Annotated in this window: 18 protein-coding genes and 4 pseudogenes; 11 read left to right on the plus strand and 11 right to left on the minus strand. The window is 72.4% G+C overall.

Features of this window, described 5'->3' with window-relative positions; genetic code table 11:
* Window positions 1–163: 163 nt before the first annotated feature.
* Window positions 164–1318: an XdhC family protein gene (locus F9278_RS38620; protein ID WP_152172447.1), complete on the plus strand. Its 1155-nt coding sequence runs from the start codon at window positions 164–166 to the stop codon at window positions 1316–1318.
* A gap of 84 nt (window positions 1319–1402) precedes the next feature.
* Window positions 1403–2629: a hypothetical protein gene (locus tag F9278_RS47735; RefSeq protein WP_226967133.1), complete on the plus strand. Its 1227-nt coding sequence runs from the start codon at window positions 1403–1405 to the stop codon at window positions 2627–2629.
* Between the two features lie 43 nt (window positions 2630–2672).
* Here the strand turns inward: F9278_RS47735 and F9278_RS38630 are convergent, their stop codons facing one another.
* Together F9278_RS38630 and F9278_RS38635 are read right to left on the minus strand one after the other, a co-directional pair.
* On the minus strand, window positions 2673–3326 hold the full coding sequence (locus F9278_RS38630) for a class I SAM-dependent DNA methyltransferase (RefSeq protein WP_152172448.1): 654 nt from the start codon (window positions 3324–3326) through the stop codon (window positions 2673–2675).
* Window positions 3327–3424: 98 nt separating this feature from the next.
* Complete coding sequence (locus F9278_RS38635) at window positions 3425–3880, minus strand: SRPBCC family protein (RefSeq protein WP_152172449.1); 456 nt, start codon at window positions 3878–3880, stop codon at window positions 3425–3427.
* A gap of 152 nt (window positions 3881–4032) precedes the next feature.
* Here F9278_RS38635 and F9278_RS38640 point away from each other — a divergent pair, with 152 nt between their 5' ends.
* Both F9278_RS38640 and F9278_RS38645 read left to right on the plus strand, forming a co-directional pair.
* Window positions 4033–5040, plus strand: coding sequence for a DUF2278 family protein (locus tag F9278_RS38640; RefSeq protein ID WP_152172450.1), 1008 nt, complete (start codon window positions 4033–4035; stop codon window positions 5038–5040).
* A 100-nt stretch (window positions 5041–5140) separates the two neighbouring features.
* Window positions 5141–5533 (plus strand): annotated as a pseudogene (locus F9278_RS38645) (cytochrome P450); the annotation flags it as partial.
* 88 nt (window positions 5534–5621) lie between these two features.
* Here F9278_RS38645 and F9278_RS38650 read toward each other — a convergent pair.
* Together F9278_RS38650 and F9278_RS38655 are read right to left on the minus strand one after the other, a co-directional pair.
* On the minus strand, window positions 5622–6083 hold the full coding sequence (locus F9278_RS38650; RefSeq protein ID WP_152172451.1) for a pyridoxamine 5'-phosphate oxidase family protein: 462 nt from the start codon (window positions 6081–6083) through the stop codon (window positions 5622–5624).
* 77 nt (window positions 6084–6160) lie between these two features.
* Window positions 6161–6535: a DoxX family protein gene (locus tag F9278_RS38655; RefSeq protein ID WP_152172452.1), complete on the minus strand. Its 375-nt coding sequence runs from the start codon at window positions 6533–6535 to the stop codon at window positions 6161–6163.
* A gap of 127 nt (window positions 6536–6662) precedes the next feature.
* Here F9278_RS38655 and F9278_RS38660 point away from each other — a divergent pair, with 127 nt between their 5' ends.
* On the plus strand, window positions 6663–7154 hold the full coding sequence (locus F9278_RS38660) for a MarR family winged helix-turn-helix transcriptional regulator (RefSeq protein WP_152172454.1): 492 nt from the start codon (window positions 6663–6665) through the stop codon (window positions 7152–7154).
* 40 nt (window positions 7155–7194) lie between these two features.
* On the opposite strand, the gene F9278_RS38665 is transcribed toward F9278_RS38660, so the two are convergent.
* The 3 genes and pseudogenes from F9278_RS38665 to F9278_RS38675 form a co-directional block, all read right to left on the minus strand.
* Window positions 7195–7965: a GntR family transcriptional regulator gene (locus tag F9278_RS38665; RefSeq protein WP_152172455.1), complete on the minus strand. Its 771-nt coding sequence runs from the start codon at window positions 7963–7965 to the stop codon at window positions 7195–7197.
* A 125-nt stretch (window positions 7966–8090) separates the two neighbouring features.
* Window positions 8091–9968, minus strand: coding sequence for a 3D-(3,5/4)-trihydroxycyclohexane-1,2-dione acylhydrolase (decyclizing) (gene iolD / locus F9278_RS38670; RefSeq protein ID WP_152172456.1), 1878 nt, complete (start codon window positions 9966–9968; stop codon window positions 8091–8093).
* Between the two features lie 241 nt (window positions 9969–10209).
* Window positions 10210–11114: pseudogene (locus F9278_RS38675) on the minus strand (PfkB family carbohydrate kinase).
* Between the two features lie 333 nt (window positions 11115–11447).
* Here F9278_RS38675 and F9278_RS38680 point away from each other — a divergent pair.
* From F9278_RS38680 to F9278_RS38690, 3 genes are read left to right on the plus strand one after another with little or no spacing between them, the layout of a single operon-like run.
* Window positions 11448–12467 (plus strand): sugar ABC transporter substrate-binding protein, encoded by a 1020-nt coding sequence (locus F9278_RS38680; RefSeq protein WP_152172457.1) that lies wholly within the window; start codon window positions 11448–11450, stop codon window positions 12465–12467.
* A 5-nt stretch (window positions 12468–12472) separates the two neighbouring features.
* On the plus strand, window positions 12473–13549 hold the full coding sequence (locus F9278_RS38685; RefSeq protein ID WP_152172458.1) for an ABC transporter permease: 1077 nt from the start codon (window positions 12473–12475) through the stop codon (window positions 13547–13549).
* A gap of 8 nt (window positions 13550–13557) precedes the next feature.
* A complete protein-coding gene (locus F9278_RS38690) occupies window positions 13558–14502 on the plus strand; it encodes an ATP-binding cassette domain-containing protein (RefSeq protein ID WP_152172459.1) in 945 nt (314 codons plus the stop codon).
* 215 nt (window positions 14503–14717) lie between these two features.
* On the opposite strand, the gene F9278_RS38695 is transcribed toward F9278_RS38690, so the two are convergent.
* Complete coding sequence (locus tag F9278_RS38695) at window positions 14718–16448, minus strand: acyltransferase (protein WP_152172460.1); 1731 nt, start codon at window positions 16446–16448, stop codon at window positions 14718–14720.
* Window positions 16449–16703: 255 nt separating this feature from the next.
* Between F9278_RS38695 and F9278_RS38700 the strand changes: the two genes are divergently transcribed.
* On the plus strand, window positions 16704–18188 hold the full coding sequence (locus tag F9278_RS38700) for a hypothetical protein (RefSeq protein WP_152172461.1): 1485 nt from the start codon (window positions 16704–16706) through the stop codon (window positions 18186–18188).
* Between the two features lie 13 nt (window positions 18189–18201).
* On the opposite strand, the gene F9278_RS38705 is transcribed toward F9278_RS38700, so the two are convergent.
* Window positions 18202–20004, minus strand: a complete 1803-nt coding sequence (locus F9278_RS38705; protein WP_152172462.1) for a serine/threonine-protein kinase — start codon at window positions 20002–20004, stop codon at window positions 18202–18204.
* Window positions 20005–20185: 181 nt separating this feature from the next.
* A pseudogene (locus tag F9278_RS38710) lies at window positions 20186–20449 on the minus strand (VOC family protein); the annotation flags it as partial.
* Between F9278_RS38710 and F9278_RS38715 the strand changes: the two are divergent.
* Window positions 20402–21599: pseudogene (locus tag F9278_RS38715) on the plus strand (ATP-binding SpoIIE family protein phosphatase); the annotation flags it as partial. The pseudogenes F9278_RS38710 and F9278_RS38715 sit on opposite strands and share 48 nt — an antisense overlap.
* A 35-nt stretch (window positions 21600–21634) precedes the next feature.
* On the opposite strand, the gene F9278_RS38720 reads toward F9278_RS38715, so the two are convergent.
* Window positions 21635–22549, minus strand: a complete 915-nt coding sequence (locus F9278_RS38720; RefSeq protein WP_152172463.1) for an AraC family transcriptional regulator — start codon at window positions 22547–22549, stop codon at window positions 21635–21637.
* Window positions 22550–22645: 96 nt separating this feature from the next.
* On the opposite strand from F9278_RS38720, the gene F9278_RS38725 reads away from it, so the two are divergent.
* A complete protein-coding gene (locus F9278_RS38725; protein ID WP_152172464.1) occupies window positions 22646–23404 on the plus strand; it encodes a nuclear transport factor 2 family protein in 759 nt (252 codons plus the stop codon).
* Window positions 23405–23478 lie beyond the last annotated feature (74 nt).

Consider the following 23478-nt stretch of genomic DNA (forward strand, 5'->3'; position numbering starts at 1 on the left):
GGGGCTGCGCCCCGTGCTCTTCGGCCCGAAAAAGCCGGGCGCAGCCCGCTTTTTCAGGGGCGCGGGGAACTGCGCGAGAAGCCCCCACCGGACCCGTACCCGACAACGCACCCCACCCCGCAGGTACCGTCCGCGCAACCGTTGTTCTAGGAGACCGAGAGAGATGCTGGACATCGCCGAAGAACTGCACCGGTGGGTCGAGCGGGGGCGTGACTTCGCCGTGGCCACCGTCGTGGCCGTGAGCGGCAGCGCGCCCCGCCGGCCGGGCGCCGCCCTCGCGGTGGACGCCGACGGCACGGCGATCGGCTCGGTCTCCGGCGGCTGCGTGGAGGGGGCCGTCTACGACCTGTGCCAACAGGCGCTCGCGGACGGCGAGCCGGTCCTCGAACGCTTCGGCTACAGCGACGAGGACGCCTTCGCGGTCGGCCTGACCTGCGGCGGCGTCATCGACATCCTCGTCACCCCGGTGCGGACCGGCGACCCCGTCCGCCCGGTGGTCGCCGCCGCGCTCTCCGCCGCGGCGGGCAGGGAGGCGGCGGCCCTGGCCCGGATCGTCTCCGGCCCGGCGGAGCTGCGGGGCCGCGCCCTGCTGGTCCGCCCGGACGGCTCGTACGACGGCGGCTACGGAGCCCACCCCGAACTGGACCGTACGGTCGCCGCCGAGGCCCGCGCCCTCCTTGACGTCGGCCGCACCGGCACCCTGGAGATCGGCGAGCAGGGCTCCCGCTGCGGAGCGTCGCTCACGGTTCTGGTCGAGTCGTCCGTGCCGCCGCCCCGGATGATCGTCTTCGGCGCGATCGACTTCGCTACGGCGCTGGTCCGGGTCGGCAAGTTCCTCGGCCACCATGTCACCGTCTGCGACGCCCGCCCCGTCTTCGCCACCCGCGCCCGCTTCCCGGAGGCCGACGAGATCGTCGTCGAGTGGCCGCACAAGTACCTGGAGCGGACCGCCGTGGACGCCCGCACGGTCCTCTGTGTCCTCACCCACGACGCCAAGTTCGACGTACCGCTGCTGCGGCTCGCCCTACGGCTCCCCGTCGCCTACGTCGGCGCGATGGGCTCCCGCCGCACCCACCTCGACCGCAACGAACGCCTCCGCGAAGTCGGCGTCACGGAACTGGAGTTGGCCCGTCTCCGGTCACCCATCGGCCTCGACCTCGGGGCCCGCACACCGGAGGAGACCGCCCTCTCCATCGCCGCCGAGATCGTCGCCGACCGGCGCGGCGGCACCGGCGTCTCCCTGACAGGCGCCCACACCCCCATCCATCACGACACCACCCCCGACCTCCGCCGACTCCCCACCCTCCGCGTCTCCTGACCCCGAACCCGCCCCGCCGACTTGACCACCGGCCCACCAGGCCCGACCGTTGCGATACGACAACAGCAGTACGGGGGCGAAGAGTTGAGCACGGGGAGCAGCGGGGAGCGCCCGGACGACCAGGGCGTGGGCGAAGACGTGCACCGGGACCCGAGCGGCGACACCAGCGAGGCCACAGGACGCCGGGGCGGCGATACGGCCCCGGAAACGACCCGAGCGGCCCAGAGCGCCGACGCGTCCGCCGGGGCGACAGCGGCCGACGGCAGTGGGCCGGGCGGCGGCACCACGGCTGGTGGGGCCGCGAGTTCGGCCGACGGCGCCGCGGGCGCGGGCGGCGGTGTTCCGGACTCCGGCGAGCGGGACGACAACGGCTCGGTGGGGGAGGGGAGTTCGGACCACGGCCGCGCGGGCTCGGGCGGTTCCGGCGGGAGCGCGCACGACGGTCAGGCGGGTTCCGGCGGAGGCCCCGGTGGAGGCCCCGGCGGAGGCGACGCGGCGCCGAACGGTGGCGGTGCGGACGCCGGTACGGACGCCGGTGCGGGCGACGGTGCGGACGCCGACTCCCCATCCCCATCCCCATCCCCATCCCCACACCCATCCCCACTCCCACCCCCATCCCGCTCCGGCTCCGGCTCCGAAGCGCGGGCCGGTGCTGATACCGGGGCCGGGGCCGGGGCCGAGGTCGAGGCCGGGGCCGGGGCCGAGGCCGGTTCGGAGGTCGGCGGGTCGCCTGATCGGCGGCGGTTGTCGACGACCTCGACGACCCTGCTCGGGCTCTTCCTCCTCGCCGACGTCGTCTTCGTCTGCGGGGCCCTCGTGACGCTCTGGCCGACGGTGCTGGCGACGGTCGAGCCCGGGGCGGAGCCCACGGCGACCGCGCGGTGGGCGCCGTTCGGCCTCGGGGACTGGTCCCTGACCGCCGACACCGCGATGCTGCTGGCCGTGGTCGTGTGCAGCGCGCTCGGCAGCTTCGTGCACGCGGCCACCTCCTTCGCGACCTACGTCGGCAACCGGCGGCTCTACGCGAGCTGGCTGTGGTGGTACCTCCTGCGCGCCGGGATCGGTGTGGCTCTGTCTCTCCTCGTGTACTTCCTGCTGCGCGGCGGCCTGTTCGCGGGCAGCTCCGGCGCGGGCGCGACCAACCCGTACGGCTTCTCCGGCATCGCCGGGCTCTGCGGACTCTTCTCCAAGCAGGCCACCGACAAGCTCCGCGAGATCTGCGACACCCTGCTCAGTACCACGGGCGACGGCGACCGCGACCGCCGTGACGGCCTGGCCGCCGCCCGCAGAGGGGACCCGGGAGCGTCCTGACCGCGCCCCCGGCCTCACCGCTCCCCACCACGCTCCCGGCGCTTCACCCCGGCTTGCGCGCCAGCACGTACGCCTGCGGGGTGTTCGCCGTGGTGCCGGGCCCGTCGGCCTCCCGCACCAGCCGCGCCGACTCGACGAACCCGGCGTCCCCCAGCAGCCCGGCGATCCGCTCCGGCGGGAAGCGGTGGACGTCGAGGTCGAGGGGATGACCGTACGCGTGGGACAGATGGACGGACTCGTCGCCGACCTTGTAGGCGAGCGCCAGGAGGCCGCCGGGGGCGAGGATCCGGTGGAACTCGGCGAACAGCGGCGGGAGTTCGGCCGGTGGGGTGTGGACCGTGGAGTACCAGGCGAGCGCGCCCGCCAGGGAGCCGTCCTCGAAGTCGAGCGCGGTCATCGTGCCCACGTCGAACCGGAGCCGCGGGTGCGCCCAGCGGGCCACGGCGATCATCTCGGGCGACAGGTCGACACCGCAGATGTCGAGCCCCAGTGAGGCCAGATGCCCGGTGACCCGCCCCGGACCGCACCCCAGATCCGCGACGCGCCCGCCCCCGGCGGCCAGCACCCGTTCGGCGAAGACCCCCAGCATGGCCCGCTCGAAGGGGCTGTTCGCCAACTCGTCCTTCAGCAGCGCCGCGTAGTCGGCGGCGACGGTGTCATAGGACTCCCGGGTGGTGCGCAGGTGGTGAGTGGTCATGGTCCGGGACGGTAGTCGGTGGTTCTGACAACGACCTCGAACACCGGCCGGGGGAGGCCTTGTTGGCGTCCATCGGCCGGGGGGAGCTCCTGTCGGCGTCAGCCCGCTCCCTCGTCGTCGCCCGCCAGCAGCGCGTCCATCGCCCGCCCGAACATCCGCCGCGCCAGCCGGCCCAGCGGACGGTCGAACAGCCTCGGCAGCCACCGCACCCGCAGATCCTCCCGCCACACCGCGCGGGACGCGCCGTCGCCGTACGGACGGACCTCGATCTCGGCCCACCCGGTGACGAACCGACCGTGTTTGACGAGACGGCACTTCCCGGGCGCGGCGCCCTCCGGCGGCTGCCACACCGTGACCTCCATCGGGTCGTCGAAGGCGAGCGGGCCGACCCCGCTGCGGGCCACGAACACCGTGCCCTCGCCGGTCGGTGACGGGGTGCGCACGGTGACGCGGGTCAGCGGGACGACATCGGCGTGCCGGGGCCAGTCGGTGAGGCGCTGCCAGGCGCGGTCGGCCGGGAGCCGCGAGAGCCGTTCGAGGCGGAAGAGAACCACGGGGTGATCGTAAGTGAACAATTGCGGACGGGGCGGGCGCCCCGGACCGTCACGCGCCTACCATGCGTGCCAGGGGGCGGGCCGACCGGCCGTCCCACCGGGGAGCACCGGAAGCCCGGGAAGCACCGGAAACACGGGGGAGTTGGTCCGGCATGCCGCTGAAGAGCTACGGCGTACTGATCACACGCGCGGTCGACACCCGCCGGGAGGGCGCCGACGGCACACCGCACCACCAGATCCATCTGACGGACGATCAGGGCACGCACTACCGCGCCTCGGTGAACGTGAAGTCGCAGGAGAAGCCGTCCGAGCTGCTGTATCTCGTCGAGGAGGACTTCCGGCACCCGGTCACCGACCGGCTCACGGGCCTCGCGAGCGGCTGGAACACGCTGCCGTCCGGGCCGGGCGGCCCCAACCTCGACTTCGTCCGCGGGAATCTCTTCGATCCGTCGCGGATGCGGTCCCTGCCACCGCATCTGGAAGGCCCGGACAACGACCTCGCCGACGTCCTCGACCACTACGTCCGCCGCGCGGTCGCCGATCCCACCGCCCGGTTGTACGTCTTCGGCGAGCGCTGGGGACCCGAATCGGGCGTCAAGGACAAGGTCTTCGGCTTCCTGCCGGGGAACGGCGTCCACGACATCCACATGAACCAGGGCAACAGCACCCGGTTCCGCAAGGACGACGGGGTCTGGCAGGACGGCGGACTGCTCATCCACTTCCCCCAGCAGTCCCGCTGGGTGGCCGTCTTCCTCGCCTTCCAGAGCCAGAAGTGGACCACGGACGACGCCACGGGCCACGCCCTCCCCGGCGCCGACCCCCGGCCCGAACCGGGCGGCCGGGCGGTCCGGATCGTCGCGGCCCTGGTCAACCCCCGGGGCCCCGCCCCCGAGGCCGAGACCGTCACCCTCCTCAACGCCTCACCCGACGCCGTCGACCTCACCGGCTGGCGCGTCGTCGACCGCCTCGGCCACGGCGGCACCGTCCCGCCGGGCGCCCTAGCCCCCGGCGCCACCCTCCTCGTCCCCGTCACCGACGGCGCCCAACTCGCCAACCACGGCGGCGAGATCACCCTCCTCGACGCGACCGGCACCAAGGCGCACGGAGTGGCGTACACCGCCGAACAGGCGGGCCGGGAAGGCTGGACCGTGGTGTTCTGACCGTGCCGGACGGTCCCCTCGCGGGGCCCCTACCGCCCTACCGCGCCGTACGGCACCATGAGCGCGACCGCACGCCCGCCCCTGGCCGGAAGGTGCTCCCGTGGACTCTGAACTGCACGGCAGGCTCGACGAGTTGCAGCGGGATCCGTATCCGCACTACGCGCGCGCCAGGGCGGCGGACGGACTGACGTACGTGCCCGAGCTGGACTCCTGGCTGGTGGCGCGGGACGCCGACGTACGGGAGGTGCTGCGACGGCCGGAGGACTTCTCCTCCGCCAACGCGCTCCGCCCGGACGTGATGCCCGCGCCCGCCGCGCTGGCCGTGCTCGGCGGCGGCTTCGGCGGCCGTCCCGTCGTCGTCACCTCCGACGGCACCCTGCACCAGGAGCTGCGCGCACCGATCGTGCGCGGGCTGTCGCCCGCCAGGGTCGCCGCCGTCCTGCCGTACGCCGCCGAACGGGCCGCCGCCCTGGCCGACGACTTCATCAAGAACGCCGAGGACGCTCAGGAGACGCACGACGGGCAGGGCGGGGGCGGTTCCTAACGTCCCCGCTCCCGAAAGGCCCCTGCTGGGGCGGCCGTCACTCCAGCCACGTCCCGTCGCGCATGATGACTCTGCCGCGCAGTTCGTGCTCGCCGCGCCACGCGCGCACCGTCCTCGGGACCACGCGGACGTACAGGAAGGAGCCCGCCTCCCCGCGCGGGTCCCACCCGAATTTGCCGGTGAACGCGTCCGCCGCGCCTTCGGGCACCTCCCGGTCCGGGAAGCACTCCGCCTCACCCTGGAGGAGCGCCACGTCGAAGGTGTGCGGCAGCGCCAGGCGCACGCGCGGCTCCGCGCGGACGTTCCGGGCGGTCGCGGACGCGGCGTTGGTGCACATCCACACCGCTCGCCCGTCCCACAGGAACCACAACGGCACCTGGTGCGGCCCGTGTTCGGGGTGAGCCGTCGACACCCACACATCCCGTTCGGCGGCGAGCCGCGCCAGCGTGTCGTGCTTCCGCTCCGCCGTCCGGCGGCGGACGGTTCCCGTGGTCTCCATGACCCGACCCTAACCAGCGGGCGCACCGCACACCTGAGGCGAAGGACCTACTTCCGATGGCCCAGGAACCCTCGTCCTCAGAACGCGTACGGTCCGAAGCGGCCCCAGGCCACCGCGGCGGCCAGGATCAGGAGGACCAGACCGGGGGCGGTTTCCTTGGTCTCGCCGCGGCGGAGGTGGAAGACGACCGCGCCGAGCATCGTGACGGCGAGGCCGGTCGCCGCGAGGGGGACGAGGACCGTGGCGATGTCGAGGACGGCCGGGAGGATCAGGCCGATGCCGCCCAGCGCCTCCAGCGCGCCGATGGTCTTCACCATGCCCGGGGAGAACGCCTCGACCCAGGTCATGCCCGAGGCGGCCAGCTTCTCCTTGGACTGGAGGGTCTTCATCAGGCCGGCGGCGAGGAAGGCCGCCGCGAGGAGGCTCGCGATGATCCAGAGGGTGACGTTCATGGCAGACTCTTCCGGTTTATGAGTTGAATATTCAAGAGAGGGGAGGGGATCAACGTAGGGGCGGTTGACTTGAAGAGTCAAGTCATTCGGCGCTTGATCACTTGAAGCGGCACGTAGAGTGGGCGCCATGGAGACACCGCAGCAGTCGCGTTGGCTGACCGACGAGGAGATGGAGACCTGGCACGCGCTGGCGGGCGTGATGGTCAGACTGCCGAGCGCGCTGGACGCGCAGCTGCAGCGGGACTCGGGCGTCAGCCACGTCGAGTACCTGGTGATGGCCATGCTGTCCCAGACCGGGGAACGCACCCTGCGGATGAGCGACCTCGCCGGATACGCCGGCTCGTCGCTGTCCCGGCTGTCCCACCTGGTGAAGCGGCTGGAGAAGAGCGAGTGGGTGCGCCGCGAGCCGGACCCCTCCGACGGCCGCTACACCCTGGCCGTCCTCACGGACGCCGGATACGCCAAGGTCGTCGCGAGCGCGCCCGGCCACGCCGACGCCGTACGGCGGTATGTGTTCGACGCGCTGAGCAAGACCCAGCAGCGCCAGCTGCGCGAGATCGGGCGGCGCATCTGGCAGTCCGTCGCCCCGGACGACCACTGCCTGCTGCCGCCGAACTGACCCTCGGCGCACGGCCGGTGGACGTCACTCGCGGACGACGTCAGTTGCGGACGAGGAGCTGGAAGTCGAAGGAGTAGCGCGAGGCCCGGTAGATATGGGTGCCGTACTCGACCGCGCGGCCGGTGTCGTCGTACGCCGTGCGCTGCATGGTGAGGAGCGCCGCGCCCTGCGGTTCGCCGAGGCGCTCGGCCTCGTCCGGGGTGGCGACGCGGGCGCCGACGCTCTGGTGGGCGCTGTGCAGGGTGATGCCGGCGTTGCGCATCATCCGGTACAGGCCCGTCGACTCCAGCCGCTCGGTGTCCAGGTCCAGCAGCCCGGCCGGGACGAAGTTGGACAGGAACGCCACCGGCTGGCCGTGGGTCAGCCGCAGCCGTTCGAAGAGGTGCACGTCGGAGCCCTCGGCGATGCCGAGGGCCGCCGCGACCTCGGCGGTGGCCTGCCGGACCTCGCGTCGCAGCACCTTGGTCGTGGGATGCTGCCCGGCCGCCTCCAGGTCGTCGTACAGGCTGCTCAGCTCCAGCGGCCGTTTGACCTGACTGTGCACCACCTGCGTGCCGACGCCCCGGCGGCGTACCAGCAGGCCCTTGTCGACGAGCGACTGGATGGCCTGCCGCACGGTCGGCCGGGACAGGCCCAGACGGCCGGCCAGCTCGATCTCGTTGCCCAGGAGGCTGCCCGGTCCGAGCGCGCCGTGCTCGATCGCCGACTCCAGCTGCCGGGCCAGCTGGTAGTACAGCGGCACCGGGCTGCTCCGGTCGACGCTGAGGTCGAGACTCCCTGTACTCCCCGTAGTCGCGCTGGTCACGCCCATGAGGGTATCCGTCCGTCCGGATGACAGGAACCCCTGTCATCGCATTGTCCTTACATGATCGTGTCCTGATCGAGTCGTGATCAGGGGTTCGGCCGGAGGCACCGCCCCGGCCGAACGGCCCCCGGTCAGAGGTGGCGGCGCTGGTTCGCCACCTCGCGGTCGTACGTCACCCGCGCCTCGACGGCCGCCGGACGGGAGGCGGTCCGCGCGACCGGCACGTCCCACCAGGCCTCCGCCGGGGGAGCGGTGGGCGTCGGGTCCGTCTCGACATACACACAGGTGGGCCGGTCCGAGGCACGTGCCGTGGCCAGTGCCTCCCGCAGCTCCTTCACGGTCCTGGCGCGGATGACGTCCATGCCGAGACTGGCCGCGTTGGCGGCGAGGTCCACCGGCAGCGGGGCGCCGGAGAAGGTGCCGTCGGCGGTGCGATAGCGGTAGGCGGTGCCGAAACGCTCGCCGCCGACCGCCTCGGAGAGGCCGCCGATGGAGGCGTAGCCGTGGTTCTGGATGAGGATCAGATTGACCGGAAGCCCCTCCTGGACGGCCGTCACGATCTCCGTCGGCATCATCAGATAGGTGCCGTCCCCGACCAGCGACCAGACGGCCGTGCCGGGCGCCGCCTGCTGGACACCGATCCCGGCGGGGATCTCGTAGCCCATGCAGGAGTAGCCGTACTCCAGGTGGTACTGGCGGGGGCCGCGGGCCCGCCACAGCTTGTGCAGGTCGCCGGGGAGCGAACCGGCCGCGTTGATGACCACGTCCTCGTCGCCGACGATCGCGTCCAGGGCGCCGAGCAACTGGGTCTGGGTCGGTACGGCGTGCTCGTCGGCGGCGGTGTAGGCGGCCTCCACGACCCGCTCCCAACGCTCCTTGCCCGCCCGGTACTCCGCCTCGTACGCCCCGTCCACCCGGTGACCGGCGAGCGCGTCCGTGAGCGCCTCCAGTCCCGTCCGCGCGTCGCAGACCACCGTCCGGGCGGCCAGCTTGTGGGCGTCGAAGGCGGCGATGTTGAGGTTGACGAAACGGACGTCCGGGCTCTGGAAGAGGGTGTTCGAGGCGGTGGTGAAGTCCGTGTAGCGGGTGCCGACGCCGACGATCAGATCGGCGCCGCGGGCGATGTCGTCGCAGACGGCCGTGCCGGTGTGGCCGATGCCGCCGAGGTCGCCCGGGTGGTCGTACCGCAGCGACCCCTTGCCGGCCTGCGTGGACGCCACCGGGATGCCGGTGGCGTCGACCAGCGCCTTCAGCGCGGCCTCGGCCTCGCTGTGGTGGACGCCGCCGCCCGCGACGATCAGGGGCCGACGCGCGGCGCGGATCGCCCGGACCGCCTCCGCCAGCTCGACCGGGTCGGGCGCGGGACGCCGTACGCGCCAGACGCGGTCGGCGAAGAACTCCTCCGGCCAGTCGTACGCCTCCGCCTGGACGTCCTGCGGCAGGGCGAGGGTGACGGCGCCGGTGTCGGCCGGGTCGGCGAGGACCCGCATGGCGTTCAGGGCGGCCGGGATCAGCGCCTCGGGGCGGGTGATCCGGTCGAACCAGCGGGAGACCGGACGCAGGGTGTCGTTGACGGAGACGTCGGCCTCGGTGGGGTGCTCCAGCTGCTGGAGCAGCGGGTCGGCGGCGCGGGTCGCGAAGTAGTCGCCGGGCAGGAGGAGTACGGGCAGGCGGTTGACGGTGGCCAGGGCGGCGCCGGTGACCAGGTTGGTGGCGCCGGGGCCGATGGAGGTGGTGACGGCCTGCGCGGAGAGCCGGTTCAGCTGGCGGGCGTAGCCGACGGCGGCGTGCACCATGGACTGCTCGTTGCGGCCCTGGTGGAACGGCATCGTCTCCTCCCCGGCCTCCAGGAGCGCCTGGCCCAGCCCCGCGACATTGCCGTGGCCGAAGATGCCCCACGTCCCGGCGATCAGCCGGTGGCGCACACCGTCGCGCTCGGTGTACTGCGCGGACAGGAACCGCACCAGCGCCTGGGCGACGGTCAGACGGCGGGTGGGGGACTGGGACATCGGGACCTCACGGGTTGGGTGGTGGTGGGATTTCGTACGGGTGGACCAGGGGTGGGTTGGGTGGGGGTGTGTGGTCGGGTGCGGGTGGGTGGGGCTTCTCGCGCGGTTCCCCGCGCCCCTTAAAAGGGCCTGCGGCCCTTTCGGGCCGAAAAAGCGAGGGGGCGCAGCCCCGCTTCTTCAGGGGCGCGGAGAACCGCGCGACCAGCCCCCACTCACCCGCACCCGACCACACACCCCTACCTCACCCACCACCCGACAACTCCTCGACCTCCCCCTCCGTCGGCATCGCCGACGAGCACGCCAACCGGGACGCGACGATCGCGCCCGCCACGTTCGCGTGGCGCATGATCCGCTCCAGGTCCCACCCCCGCAGCAGCCCATGACACAGGGCCCCCCGAACGCGTCCCCCGCCCCGAGCTCGTTGACGACCTCCACCGGCACCGGCGGCACCTCCACCCCGGCCTCCGGCAGCGCCTCCGCGCACGCCCGCGGCTCCCGGAACCCCGTGGCCACCTCGCACTCGTCGAGATTGCCGACGGCCACGGTCGCGTGCCGCAGGGCCTCGGCGTAGTACGGGCGGGCGGCCTCGGGGTCCTCCCAAGCCGTGTCGCTCCACAGCGCGGGCCGCCGGTCGAGGTCGAAGACGGTGGTGCCGGACCGCCCGCGCGCCTTGAGCGCGGCGAGCGTGGCCGAGCGGCTGGGCTCCTCGCTCAGACCGGTGCCGGTGATCCAGAAGATACGGGCCGCGCGGATGGCGAAGCAGCCCAGCTCCTCGGTCCGGATCTCCAGGCCGGTGGCCTTGGGGCGGTGGTAGAAGTACAGCGGGAAGTCGTCCGGCGGGAAGATCTCGCAGAACGTGACCGGCGTCGGGTGGTCCGCCACGGGCGTGACGAACCGGTCGTCGACGCCGAACTCCTTGAGTGCCTGGTGCGGGAACGTGCCGAAGGGGTCGTCGCCGGTCCGTGTGATCACGGCGGTGGTGTTGCCGAGCCGGGCGGCGGCCACCGCGACGTTCGCGGCCGATCCGCCGAGGAACTTTCCGAAGGACTCGACGCGCGCGAGCGGGACGCCGATCTGCAACGGATAGAGATCGATTCCGATACGGCCCATCGTGATCGGATCGAAGGATTCGGCGGACTCGGGCATACGCGTCGCTCCTCGGGCGGGGGGATGCGGGCCACCGGAGGGCCGCGGCGCGCGGGGATGCGAGCGGTCGGGTCCGGATGTATCCCAGGTGTAGGACCCGAAGCGACTCTCTGTCAAGAGTTTGTACTGACATCCTGACCTGCTCGTGAAATGATGTCTTAACAAAGTCTTGACAGGGGGGTCCGCCAGGGGTTTGTATCCCGTCCCAACGAAACAGCGCAGTCGGCCTACCGGCACAATGATCCGGACTTTCGAAGTCCGGGCCCGCGCGGGCACTCCGCCCGACGCTGTCCCGTTCCCTTTCCCCCGTCGCACAGTGAGGTGCTTGGAAAGATGGACCGCACGTTTTACCCCCGCTCGCGCAGAGTGGCCCCCTTCTTCGCCATGGCCGCCGTATCGGCGCTGCTGATAGCCGGCTGTTCCAGCGGTTCCGGTGGCAAGGAATCCGAGGAAGGCGGCGCGGACTCGTCCGCCGGCAAGGCCGACACCGCCCGGATGAAGGTCGCGCTGGTCACCCACCAGGCCCCCGGCGACACCTTCTGGGACATCGTCCGCAAGGGTGCCCAGGCCGCGGCGGACAAGGACAACATCGAGCTCATCTACTCGGCGGACCCGAACGCCGGAACCCAGGCCAACCTGGTGCAGAACGCGATCGACCAGAAGGTCGACGGCATCGCCATCACCCTCGCCAAGCCCGACGCCATGAAGGACGTCGTGGCCAAGGCGACGAAGGCGGGCATCCCCGTCGTCGGCCTCAACTCCGGTCTGAGCGACTGGCAGAGCCTCGGTCTGATGTCCTTCTTCGGACAGGACGAGAGCGTGGCGGGCGAGGCGTTCGGCAAGCGGCTCAACGACGTCGGCGCCAAGAAGGCCGTCTGTGTCGTGCAGGAGCAGGGCAACGTCGGCCTGGAGCAGCGCTGCGCCGGTGTGGAGAAGACCTTCGAGGGCGACACCGAGATCCTCAACGTCACGGGCACCGACATGCCGTCCGTGAAGTCGACGATCACCGCCAAGCTCAAGCAGGACACCGCCATCGACTACGTCGTCGCCCTCGGCGCTCCCTACGCCCTGACCGCGGTCCAGTCGGTCGCGGACGCGGGCAGCAAGGCGAAGGTCGCCACCTTCGACCTGAACAAGGAGCTGACCGACTCGATCAAGAGCGGTGACATCGAGTTCGCCGTCGACCAGCAGCCGTACCTCCAGGGCTACTTGGCCGTGGACTCGCTGTGGCTCTACAAGAACAACGGCAACTACAGCGGCGGCGGTGAGGAAGCGGTGCTGACCGGCCCCGCGTTCGTCGACGCGAAGAACGTCGACGCGATCGCCAAGTTCGCCGCGAAGGGCACCCGGTGATCTGAATGTCCCAAGCAACGGCACCGGCGGCGAGTTCCTCGCCGCCGGCTCCGCCGGCCGGCACGCAGAAGGACGGGCGCACGGTACAGCGCTCGCTCGGGCGCAGGCTGCTCGCGCGTCCCGAGGTCGGGGCGTTGATCGCCGCGATCGGCGTGTACGCCTTCTTCTTCTCGGTGGCCCCGTCGTTCCGTGAGGCCGGCTCGCTGGCGACCGTGCTCTACCAGGCCTCCGTCATGGGCATCATGGCGATCCCGGTGGCCCTGCTGATGATCGGCGGGGAGTTCGACCTGTCCGCCGGTGTCGCGGTCACCACCTCCGCCCTGACCGCCGCGATCCTCAGCTTCCAGCTGACGGTGAACGTGTGGACCGGCGTCCTCGTCGCGCTGATCGTCTCGCTGGCGGTGGGCGCGTTCAACGGCTGGCTGCTGATCAGGACCGGTCTCCCCAGCTTCCTCGTCACCCTGGGCTCGTTCCTGATCCTCCAGGGCTCCAACCTCGCCGTCACCAAGATCTTCACCGGCAACGTCGCCAGCGACTCCATCAGCGACATGGACGGCTTCGACCAGGCCAAGAGCGTCTTCGCCTCCGAGATCGGCATCGGCGGGGTCGATGTCAAGATCACGGTCTTCTACTGGCTCGCGTTCGCGGCGATCGCGACCTGGCTGCTGCTGCGCACCAAGTTCGGCAACTGGATCTTCGCGGTCGGCGGCAACAAGGACAGCGCGCGGGCCGTCGGCGTGCCCGTGAACTTCACCAAGGTCGCCCTGTTCATGGGGGTCGGCGTGGGCGCCTGGTTCGTCGGTATGCATCTGCTGTTCTCGTTCAACACGGTGCAGTCCGGTGAGGGTGTCGGCAACGAGTTCCTGTACATCATCGCCGCGGTGATCGGCGGCTGTCTGCTGACCGGCGGCTACGGCTCGGCCGTCGGCCCGGTCATCGGCGCCTTCATCTTCGGCATGGTCTCCCAGGGCATCGTCTACGCCAACTGGAACCCCGACTGGTTCAAGGCCTTCCTCGGCGTGATGCTCCTGATCGCCGCCCTCGTCAACTTGTGGGTCCGCAGCCAGGCGACCCGGAGGTGAACCACCCCATGACCAACACCAACGGATCAGCGGCCGATGGTGCGTCCGCGCAGGACGGCACCGGCGAGGACGCCGTCCGGGACGCGGCGGCGCCCGTCCAGGACAAGCCGATCGTCGAACTGCGCGACGCGGGCAAGGCGTACGGCAACATCCGCGCCCTGCACGGCGTGAACCTGAGCGTCCATCCCGGCCGGGTCACCTGTGTGCTGGGTGACAACGGCGCCGGCAAGTCCACCCTCATCAAGATCATCTCGGGTCTGCACCAGCACACCGAGGGCGAGTTCGTCATCGACGGCGAGCCGGTGCGGTTCTCGACCCCCCGTGAGGCGCTGGACGCGGGGATCGCCACGGTCTACCAGGACCTGGCGACCGTTCCCCTGATGCCCGTGTGGCGGAACTTCTTCCTCGGCTCGGAGATGACCAAGGGCCCCTGGCCGGTGCGGCGTCTCGACATCGAGCGGATGAAGAAGACGGCCGACGAGGAACTGCGGAACATGGGCATCGTCCTGGACGACCTGGACCAGCCCATCGGCACGCTCTCCGGCGGCCAGCGCCAGTGCGTCGCCATCGCCCGCGCCGTCTACTTCGGCGCCCGCGTCCTCATCCTCGACGAACCCACCGCCGCCCTCGGCGTCAAGCAGTCCGGCGTGGTCCTGAAGTACATCGCCGCCGCCCGCGAACGCGGCCTCGGCGTCATCTTCATCACCCACAACCCCCACCACGCCTACATGGTCGGCGACCACTTCAGCGTCCTGCGCCTGGGCACCATGGAACTCTCCGCCGCCCGCGACCAGGTCACCCTCGAAGAACTCACCAACCACATGGCCGGCGGCACCGAACTCGCCGCCCTCAAACACGAGCTGGCCCAGGTCCGAGGCGTCGACGTCGAAGAACTCCCGGAAGAGGGAGACCTCACCGCACCCGTGGTCTCCGCCAAGGACGGCGCCGCGTAACACCTCCGGCTGCTGCTCCCCGTGAGCGGCCACGCCGACGACGACGGCCGCGGTCGTCAGGACGACTTTCCTGCCACGACGTCCCCTCCGGGATCCCCCGGAAGGGCCGTCCAGGACAGGCGTCCTGACGACCGCGGCCGTTCGTCGTGCGACGACGTCGTCGTTCCGCCGGTACGCCGTTCCGCGTGCCGCCCATGTCTCATCCTGCCGGTGCGTCAGTCCGGCTTCGGAGCCGGCTCGGGGCGGTGCACGCCGCGCGGGCGGTATCCGAGGCTGTCGGACCGGCCCACCAGGTCCGCCAGGAGCCAGATGATGGCGAGCCACATCTCCGTTCCCTGGAGGCCCGGTTCCGGGCCCGGCCCGGTGCTGTCCGGGCTGAAGGCGAAGCCCTGACCGTCGTGCCAGCGCCGCAGCGCGGCGCTCAGCCGCCCCTCGGCCCAGGACCGGATCTCCGCCGAGCGGTAGCCGCCGTCCCCGGTGGCGCTCGACCGCCGTGTGCACAGCCACAGCGGGTGGGCGACGTCCAGGACGTCGCAGGCGTTCTCGCGGCCCGCGCCGAAGTAACGGGTGTCGCGGGCGTGGTCCAGGACCGTGTCCACGACCCGCTCCGGGTGCGGCACGGGCACCCCGAACTGGGCGAAGGAGCCCCGGGTGAGCCGGTAGTAGCCGTTCACCACCTGGAGCCGCCCGGTGACGGTCGACGGGGTCCCCCACATGCCGGTCCAGGGGTCGGCCCGGGTGAGGAGCCAGCCGAAGAGGGCTTCGAGGGTGCCGGAGGTGAGGGCGGTCGAGGCGGTGGGAGCCGTCGCGGCGGGGTGCCGTAGGTTCCAATGGGCCGCGGTGGCCCAGGAGTCGATCCAGGCCCCGGCGCTCCACGCACCCTCCCGCCAGGGCAACTCCTCCAGACGCGCGACGAGTTGACCGGCCGTCATGTCCCGTACCCCGGCGATCGGTTGACGGAAGGACGCGCCCAGGAGTTCCAGCGCGTAGCCCACCGACAGGACGTGGTACAGGGCCGGGCCCTCGCCGAGGAAGCCGTCGGCGTCCATGGGCGGTGGCCGCTCCCCGAGTTCGGGTACCAGGCCGGTCTCCCGGTCCTGGAGGGAGGCCAGGCGCTCGATGTGTTCCGCCGCGTCCAGCTGGTCGGGGGCGGACGACAGCAGCAGGTCGGCGATCTCCACGGCGTCGCAGTGGGCCCGGACCGTGGGGGCGGTGCCGGGGCGGTCGGCGTAGTGGGTGCCGTCCCAGGAGCGGGCGAGGATGTCGGCGGCCTGGGCGCGGGCGGTGTCGGCGAACCGGGTCAGAGGGTCACGGGAGCGGCCACCGCCAGCGCTACCGGCACCGGCACGTCCATCTCGTGCCCCCTCCCCGCCCGCCGTCTCGCGCCGGTCCCGAATCCGTCGCGCCGGGTTCCCCGCCGCCACCGTCCACGCCGGAACGTCCTTCGTCACCACCGCCCCCGCGCCGATCACACAGTGGTCGCCGATCGTGACGCCGTCGACGACGACCACATGGGAGCCGATCCAGACGTCGTCGCCGACGGTGATGCCCCGGCTGGTCTGGGGCTGGCGGAACACCGGCAGGTCGGGCGCGGTGGAGTGGTTGAAACCGAGGAGCGAGGTGTGGGCGCCTACGCGTACGCCGGTGCCCAGGGACACGGTGCCGCGAACCGCGGTGAACGGGTTCAGGGTGCAGTCCGTGCCGGTGGTCAGGGTGCCGGTGACATAGGCGTGGGCGGCGATGTACGAGTCGTCGCCGAGCCGGAGGACATCGGTGTGGACCGCCGCCGACTCGGCCACATAACAGCGTTCGCCCACCTCGCCGTCCCCGTCGAGCGACCGCTGCCGCTCCCGCTGCGCGGTCCGTTGCTCCCGCGTCGCCTCCTTCTCGAACAGCCAAGGGCAGTGGTCGAAACGGCTCAGGGACGGCTGCTGTCGATGATCCATGAGGCGCACGCTAGGCGGCGCGCGCCCCGTGAGGAAGAGGCCCTACGCGCGAGGCGGGACGGGGACGGGCGGGACGGGGACGGGCGGGACGGGGACGGGCGGACCGGCACTGGCCGGACGGGCGGGGCGGGCTGGGCCGGGCGGGTGACGGAGGGCCGCGACGCGGTGCGTCGCGTCGGCCGACGCACGGCCGTCGTCTCATCCTCTTGTCTCTTTAGAGGCTTGTCGGTATCGCTCCGGGATGGGTCCACGCGCATGGGTTCGAACATCGCTCCGGTCGTCACACCCGTCACCGTTCGGCGGTCCGCCACGCCGGTTCTCGGCCCCGTCGCCGTGGTGGCCGCGGCCTTCACCCTGGCCCAACTCCTCCTCGTACCACCGGGGATGGGCCTCGGCTGGGACGAGACGGTGTACGTCAGCCAGGTCAGCCCGCACGCTCCGGCGGCGTTCTTCAGCGCGCCGCGTGCGCGGGGCGTGCCGCTGCTGGTGGCGCCGGTCGCGGTGTGGTCGTCGTCGACCGTGGTGCTGCGGGTGTATCTGGCGGTGCTGGCGGGCGTGGGGCTGTACCTCGCCCTCCGCGCCTGGCGGGGACTGTTCCCGGTACGGGTGACGGCGCTCGCGGGAGCGCTGTTCGCGTCCCTGTGGGTGACCCTTTTTTACGGACCGCAGGCCATGCCCAACTACTGGGTCGCCGTCGGCGCGCTCGGCTGCGTCGGCTGCTTCCTGCGCGTGCGGAACGACCCCGGGAACCGGGCGGCGGTGTGGGGCGCGGGCGTCGGCACCGCGCTGATGGCGTGGATGCGGCCCACCGACACCGTGTGGGTGACGCTCCCCCTGTTCGTGCTGCTGCTCGGCGTACGGGAGTGGCGGCGGCCCCGGCTCCTGGCGGCGATGGCGGTCGGGGCCGGCACCGGGGCGGGGGCGTGGGTCGTCGAGGCGTACGCCCAGTACGGCGGGCTCGCGCGGCGGCTGGCCGAGGCGTCTCGGGTGCAGGGCGGGCTGGGCTGGAACATCGCCGTCGACGACCAGCTGCGAAGCCTGGTGGGGCGTACGTTGTGCCGTCCGTGCACCGGCGACCTGCCCCATCCGGCGATCCTCGCGTGGTGGTTCGTGCTGCCGGTGCTGGCCGCGATCGGGCTGGCCGTCGCGGTCCGCGCCGGGCGCGCGACGCCCACGGCGGTGCCGCTGCTCTGCGCCACCACGGCCGCCGTCCCGTATCTCTTCCTGATCGGGTACGCCGCTCCGCGCTTCCTGCTGCCCGCGTACGCCCTGCTCGCGATCCCGGTCGCCGACGCGCTGCTGGGCCTCGTGAGAGGACCGGGCGGGGCCTGGCGGCCGGTCCTCGGGGCGGTGGTGGTGCTCGGGGTCGTCGGGCATCTGGCGGCGCAGTACGCGGTGCTGGCCCGCACCGTCGAACGCACCACCGCGTCCCATCGCGACTGGGACCGTGCCGTCGTCGAACTGCGGCGCCTCGGTGTCCGGCCGCCCTGTCTGCTGACCGGTGACTACGCCATCCCCATCGCCTACTACGCGGGCTGCGGCTCCGCCCACACCCGCGGCAACAACGCCAACACCACCCCGGACGGCATCCTGCGCGCCGCCGCCCGCATGCCCGTGGCCGCCCTCGTCGCCCCGGGCGGCGGCCCGCCCGGGTTCGCCCGGTCCTGGCCCGCCCACCGGGCCGCCGGGTTCCGGCTGTACGTGGCGCCGCTGGGGGAGCGGGCGCTTCCAGGGCCCTGACGGGGGCGGGGGATCAGGAGACGTCGGTGACGAAGCCGTCCCTGACCTTGTTGAAGAGGGGACGGTGGCTGTCCCAGTCGAGGTCCGGGGCCGAGAGATAGATGTCGTACTCCCGTTCGCCCTCGCGGCCGTATCCGAGGTCGATGGCGCGGAAGGCGCGGGCGCGGCCCTGGAAGGTGAACTCCCAGACGGCCGCGGGCTGTCCGCGGAAGGTGGTCCGCTGCATCCGCAGCCGCCGGTACGACCCCGGGTAGTTGATCTTCGTGTTGGCCTCGATGTCCTCGAAGTGGGCCATCGGGTGCGAGCCGGCGGGGTCCACGATGCCGATCGTCAGTTCGGCCAGTTTCGTCTCGTCGGTGTAGGTGATCGACTCGGCCGTCCGCTTGCCCGCCGTCCAGCCGTCCGGGACGGGGAAGGAGATGCCGAGGGTCTTGTCCGTGACCAGGTGGAAGCCGTCGGGGACGGGGGAGGGGGAGTACGAAGGGGTGGCGGTGCTCCTACCGCCGGGTGCGGCGGTGTCGCCGACGGGGTTCCCCGTCACATGGAGCGCGGCCCCGGCCGCCAGGGCGGCCACGGTCACCGCGACGGCGGCCGGTACGAGGATCCGGCGCTTCCCGCGCCCCCGAGGGGACGGCAGGCCGCCCTCGGGGCCCGGCCCGCCGCCGGATCCGGCGCCCGCTCCGGCTCCGGCTCCGGCTCCCGCTCCGGCTCCCGCTCCGGCTCCCGCTCCCGCTCCCGCTCCCGCTCCCGCTCCCGTCCGAGTGTCGGTCCCCGGGCCCGTTCGTACTCCTGTCGCCGTTCCCGTTCCCGATCCGGCTCCCGTGAGGGTGGCTCGGCCGGTGTGCCGGCCGCCGGTCGTCGGCTCCTCGTGGGCGGCCCGGCTGCCGGGCGCCGGCAGCGGCTGGGCGATGGTGGGCTGGCCGGAGACCACGGCGCGCAGGGCCTGTTCGGTCTGCTCGGCGGTGGGGCGGTCGGCGGGGTCCTTGGCGAGGAGGGCCGCGACGAGGGGTTCCAGGGCGCCGCCCCGCTTCAGCGGCTCGAAGGGGTCCACGGCGATGGCGTACGCGGCCTCCATCGCGGTGAGGCGGCGGAACGGCGGGCGGCCCTCGACCGCCTGATAGAGGGTCGCGCCCAGGGCCCACAGATCGGAGGCGGGGCCCGGCTTCTGGCCACGGATCCGCTCGGGGGCCATGTAGTGGATGGAGCCGACCATCTCACCGGTCTTGGTCAGCGTCGAGGCGTCCGCGGTCATCGCGATGCCGAAGTCGGTGAGGACGACCCGGCCCTCGGCGCCGAGCAGGACGTTGCCGGGCTTGACGTCACGGTGCAGGACACCGGCGGCGTGCGCGGCGCGCAGTGCGGCGACCATGCCGAGACCGATCCGGGCGGCCTCCTCGGGCGGGAGGGTCCGGCCGTCCGTGAGGAGGTCGGCGAGCGTGGGCGCCGGGACGTACTCCATGACGATGCAGGGCCGACCGTCACCTGTGCCGCCGCCGCTGCCGGTACCGAAGCCGCCGTGGACGCCGTGCGCGGTGCCGTCCGGGTGATCGTCCACATGGTCGTCCACGACGTCGTGGACGACGATCACGTTCGGGTGGGCGATCCGGGCCGCGCTCCGGGCCTCGCGGCGCGTGCGCTCGTACAGGGTGACCAGGTCGTCGGGGGACAGATGCGGCTGCACATGCAGCCGCTTCACCGCGACCTGGCGGTCGAGGACCTCGTCCCCGGCCCGCCACACCGTGCCCATGCCGCCACGGCCTATCTGCTCCGTGAGCCGGTAGCGCCCGGCGACGAGCCGCCCTACGTCCGACACCACGTGCCCTCCGCCAGCCCTGCGTACGTTCGATTCGCCTGGTCACCATAACCGGCCCGGGGCAAGGGCTGGGAAGGAGGACCGGTCAGGGGCGTGAGAGGAGGGCGAGCCCACTCGTGGACGGAGCACATCGGCGGGACAGGGAGCACCTCGGCGGAGCACGGCTCGCACCGGCAGGGCGACGTCACACCGGTGGGGCGACGAACACGCCTCGGTCGATGTCGTTGAAGGACTCCTTGGCGATCAGTTCGTTCATCGGGTTGGCGGTGCCCCACTGGTCGGTGACCTCGGGGCGGGAGAAGTCGTAGACGTGCGGATGCCAGGTGTCCTCGTCCAGGAGTTCCAGTTCGGTGGTGTATTCGACGGTGTTGCCCTGCGGGTCGAGGAAGTAGGTGAAGGTGTTGTCGCCCGCCATGTGCCGGCCGGGGCCCCAGATCTTCTTGCCGCCGCACACGGCGGTGTGGGCGGCGACTGGTACGACGTCATCCCGCTCTCCGGTGCCCGGGTCGCCCTCGTCGTGGGCGACGTCGTGGGCCACGGCATCCACGCCGCCGCCACGATGGGCCGTCTCAGAACCGCCGTACGCACCCTCGCCGACATCGATCTGCCGCCCGACGAACTCCTCACCCAGCTTGGACGACGTCGTGATCCGCCTGTCCGCCGAGATGGAGGAGACCGGCACGGAGGAGGAGACCGGCGACGGCGGAGCCGGGGGAACGGATGCCTCCGCGTCCTCCGCCTCCGCCGAGTCGTCCGTCGGCGCGGCGGCCGATGCCACCCGAGGTGGTGGTGGGGACCTGGGTGCCACCTGCCTCTACGCCGTGTACGACCCGGTCTCGCGCCGTTGCACGCTCGCCCGCGCCGGGCATGTGCTGCCCGCCGTGGTGACCGGGGACGGCACCGTCGAGATCGTGGACCTGCCGCCGGGCCCGCCGCTCGGGCTGGGCGGGCTGCCGTTCGAGACGGCGGAGATCGAACTGCCCGAGGGCAGCCTCCTGGCGCTCTACACCGACGGTCTGATCGAGGCCCGGGACCACGACATCGGCGCGGGCCTGGACCGGCTCCGTGCCGTCCTCGCCCGGCCCGCCCCCTCCCTGGAGGCCACCTGCGACGCCGTACTCGAAGCGCTGCTGCCCGCCAAGCCGCCCGACGACGTCGCGCTGCTGCTGGCCCTCACGCATGCCCTCGGCGTGAGTCAGGTCGCCACCTGGGAGCTGGCGGCCGAACCCGCCGCCGTGGCGAGGGCCAGGGCGTACGTCACCCGGCAGCTGGCCGAACGGGGCCTGGAGGAGCTGGAGTCCACCGCCGAGCTGGTGGTCAGCGAGCTGGTCACCAACGCCATCCGCTACGGCCGGCCCCCCGTCAAGCTGCGGCTGATCCACGACCGCACCCTCCGGTGCGAGGTCTGCGACTCCGGCGGCACCACCCCGCATCTGCGCCGCGCCCGTGTCTTCGACGAGGGCGGCCGGGGCCTCCTCCTCGTCGCCCAGCTCGCCGAGCACTGGGGCACCCGCCGCTCCCGCCAGGGCAAGACGGTCTGGGCCGAACTGAGCGATTCGGCCGACACGATGTTCCCGGCGGTGGCCGCCGCCCTCTGAACCCTCGCCGCCCTCCACGGCCCCGCCGCGGCCGGTCAGCTCTGGGCCCCGCGGAACGCCCCCGGCGTCCGGCCGGTCGTCCGGAGGAAGAACTTGGCGAAGTTGGTGGGCTCGGTGAAGCCGAGACGGTGGGTGATGGCGGCGACGGGCAGGTCGGTGTGGGCGAGCAGCCGCTTGGCCTCCAGGGTGACGCGGGCGTCGATGAGGTGTTTCGCGGTGTGCCCGGTGGCCCGTTGGCAGGCCCGGTTGAGGGTCTTGAGGGAGTAGCCGAGCCGGGCGGCGTAGTCATGGGCCTGCCGCAGCACGGTGAAGGAGCGTTCCAGCTCGTGCTGGAAGAGGCGGTACGGCTCCTGCGCGGCGGCCGGGGGCCGGTCGCCGCCGCTGCCTTTTCCGGGGGTGGGGGCGGAGAGGCGGGCGATGCGCAGCAGGACTCCGGCCAGCAGTTGGCGCAGCAGCTCCCGGGTCAGCTCCGGGTCCTCGGCCGGCAGGGCGGCGTACTCCTCGGCGAGGTCGGCCAGGGCGCGGCGGAAGCGGGCGTGGTCGGTGGCGGAGAGCTGCCAGGAGGCCGGGCCGAACGGGTCGTCCGTGACCCGGACGGTCGATGGGAGCCGGGGCGGGAAGTCCGGGGTGAACAGGACGACCGTGGCGTCCAGACCGGCCGGGGAGCCGCCCGGGGCGGTGGGCAGCCGCTGGACCTGGCCGGGGCGGATGTGCAGCAGGGTGCCGGGTCCGCAGGGGTGGTCGACGAAGTCGACCATGGCGGTGCCCTCGCCCCGGTGGACCAGCGTGAGGCGGTGGAAATCCAGCCGGTTCGGCCGGGTGTACAGCTCGCCCGGCAGCCGGGTCCCGAGGTCGGCGAAGGTGAGGACCTCCAGCCCGAGATCGGGTCGTGTGGGGTTGCGGTAGCCCCGCTCGACGACCGGATCCTGTCCCGTTTCGACCATGTTCATGCCCGACTCTACCGTGCGCCGAGGGCGTCGCGCGGCGAGAGTGGAGGCGGGCCGGTGAGTGAAGCGACATCGGAAAGCGCAGATCGGAGACGTACCGTGGGTAGCAAGGAAATCGTCCTCAAGGCGGCGGGGGAACTGTTCGGGGAGAAGGACCCGAGCGCGGTGGACCGCTGGGTGGCCGCTGACTACCGTCAGCACAGCAGCCTGGCGGCGGACGGCCCGGAGGCGCTGCGGCAGCTGGTCGCGGGTCTGCCGGAGGGCTTCCGCTACGAGGGCGCCCGGGTGATCGCCGACGGTGACCTGGTGGCGCTGCACGGGACCTACCACGGCTTCGGGCCGCAGCCGCTGGTCGCGTTCGACCTCTTCCGGGTCGACGCGGACGGCAGGCTGGCGGAGCACTGGGACGCGCTGACCCCGGTCGTCGCGGACACCGCGTCCGGCCGTTCGCAGACCGACGGTCCGGCCGCACCGGGCGACCCGGACCGTACGGAGGCCAACCGCGCGCTGGTCACCGAGTTCGCGGAGAAGGTGCTTGTCGGCGCCGACTACTCGGTGCTCACCGACTACATCTCCACCGAGACCTACCACCAGCACAACCCCGAGGCCGCCGACGGCCTGGACGGCTTCGGCGCCGCGGCTGCCGCGTGGGCCGGGCAGGGCAAGAACCTCGTCTACCGCACCGTGCACCGGGTCGTCGCCGAGGGCGATCTCGTGCTGCTGCAGTCCGAGGGCGAGTTCGGGGTGCCGGTCGCCTACTGGGACCTGTTCCGCGTGGCCGACGGCCGCATCGTCGAGCACTGGGACGTCATCGCCCCCGTACCGGCCGAACTGCCGCACACCAACGGCCTGTTCTGAACCGCGCGGCCGAGGGGTATCGAGGACGCGTATGAAGCGGCCCGCCGGACATCCGGCGGGCCGCTTCGCGGAGG

This window comes from Streptomyces phaeolivaceus (genome assembly GCF_009184865.1).
Classification (GTDB): domain Bacteria; phylum Actinomycetota; class Actinomycetes; order Streptomycetales; family Streptomycetaceae; genus Streptomyces; species Streptomyces phaeolivaceus.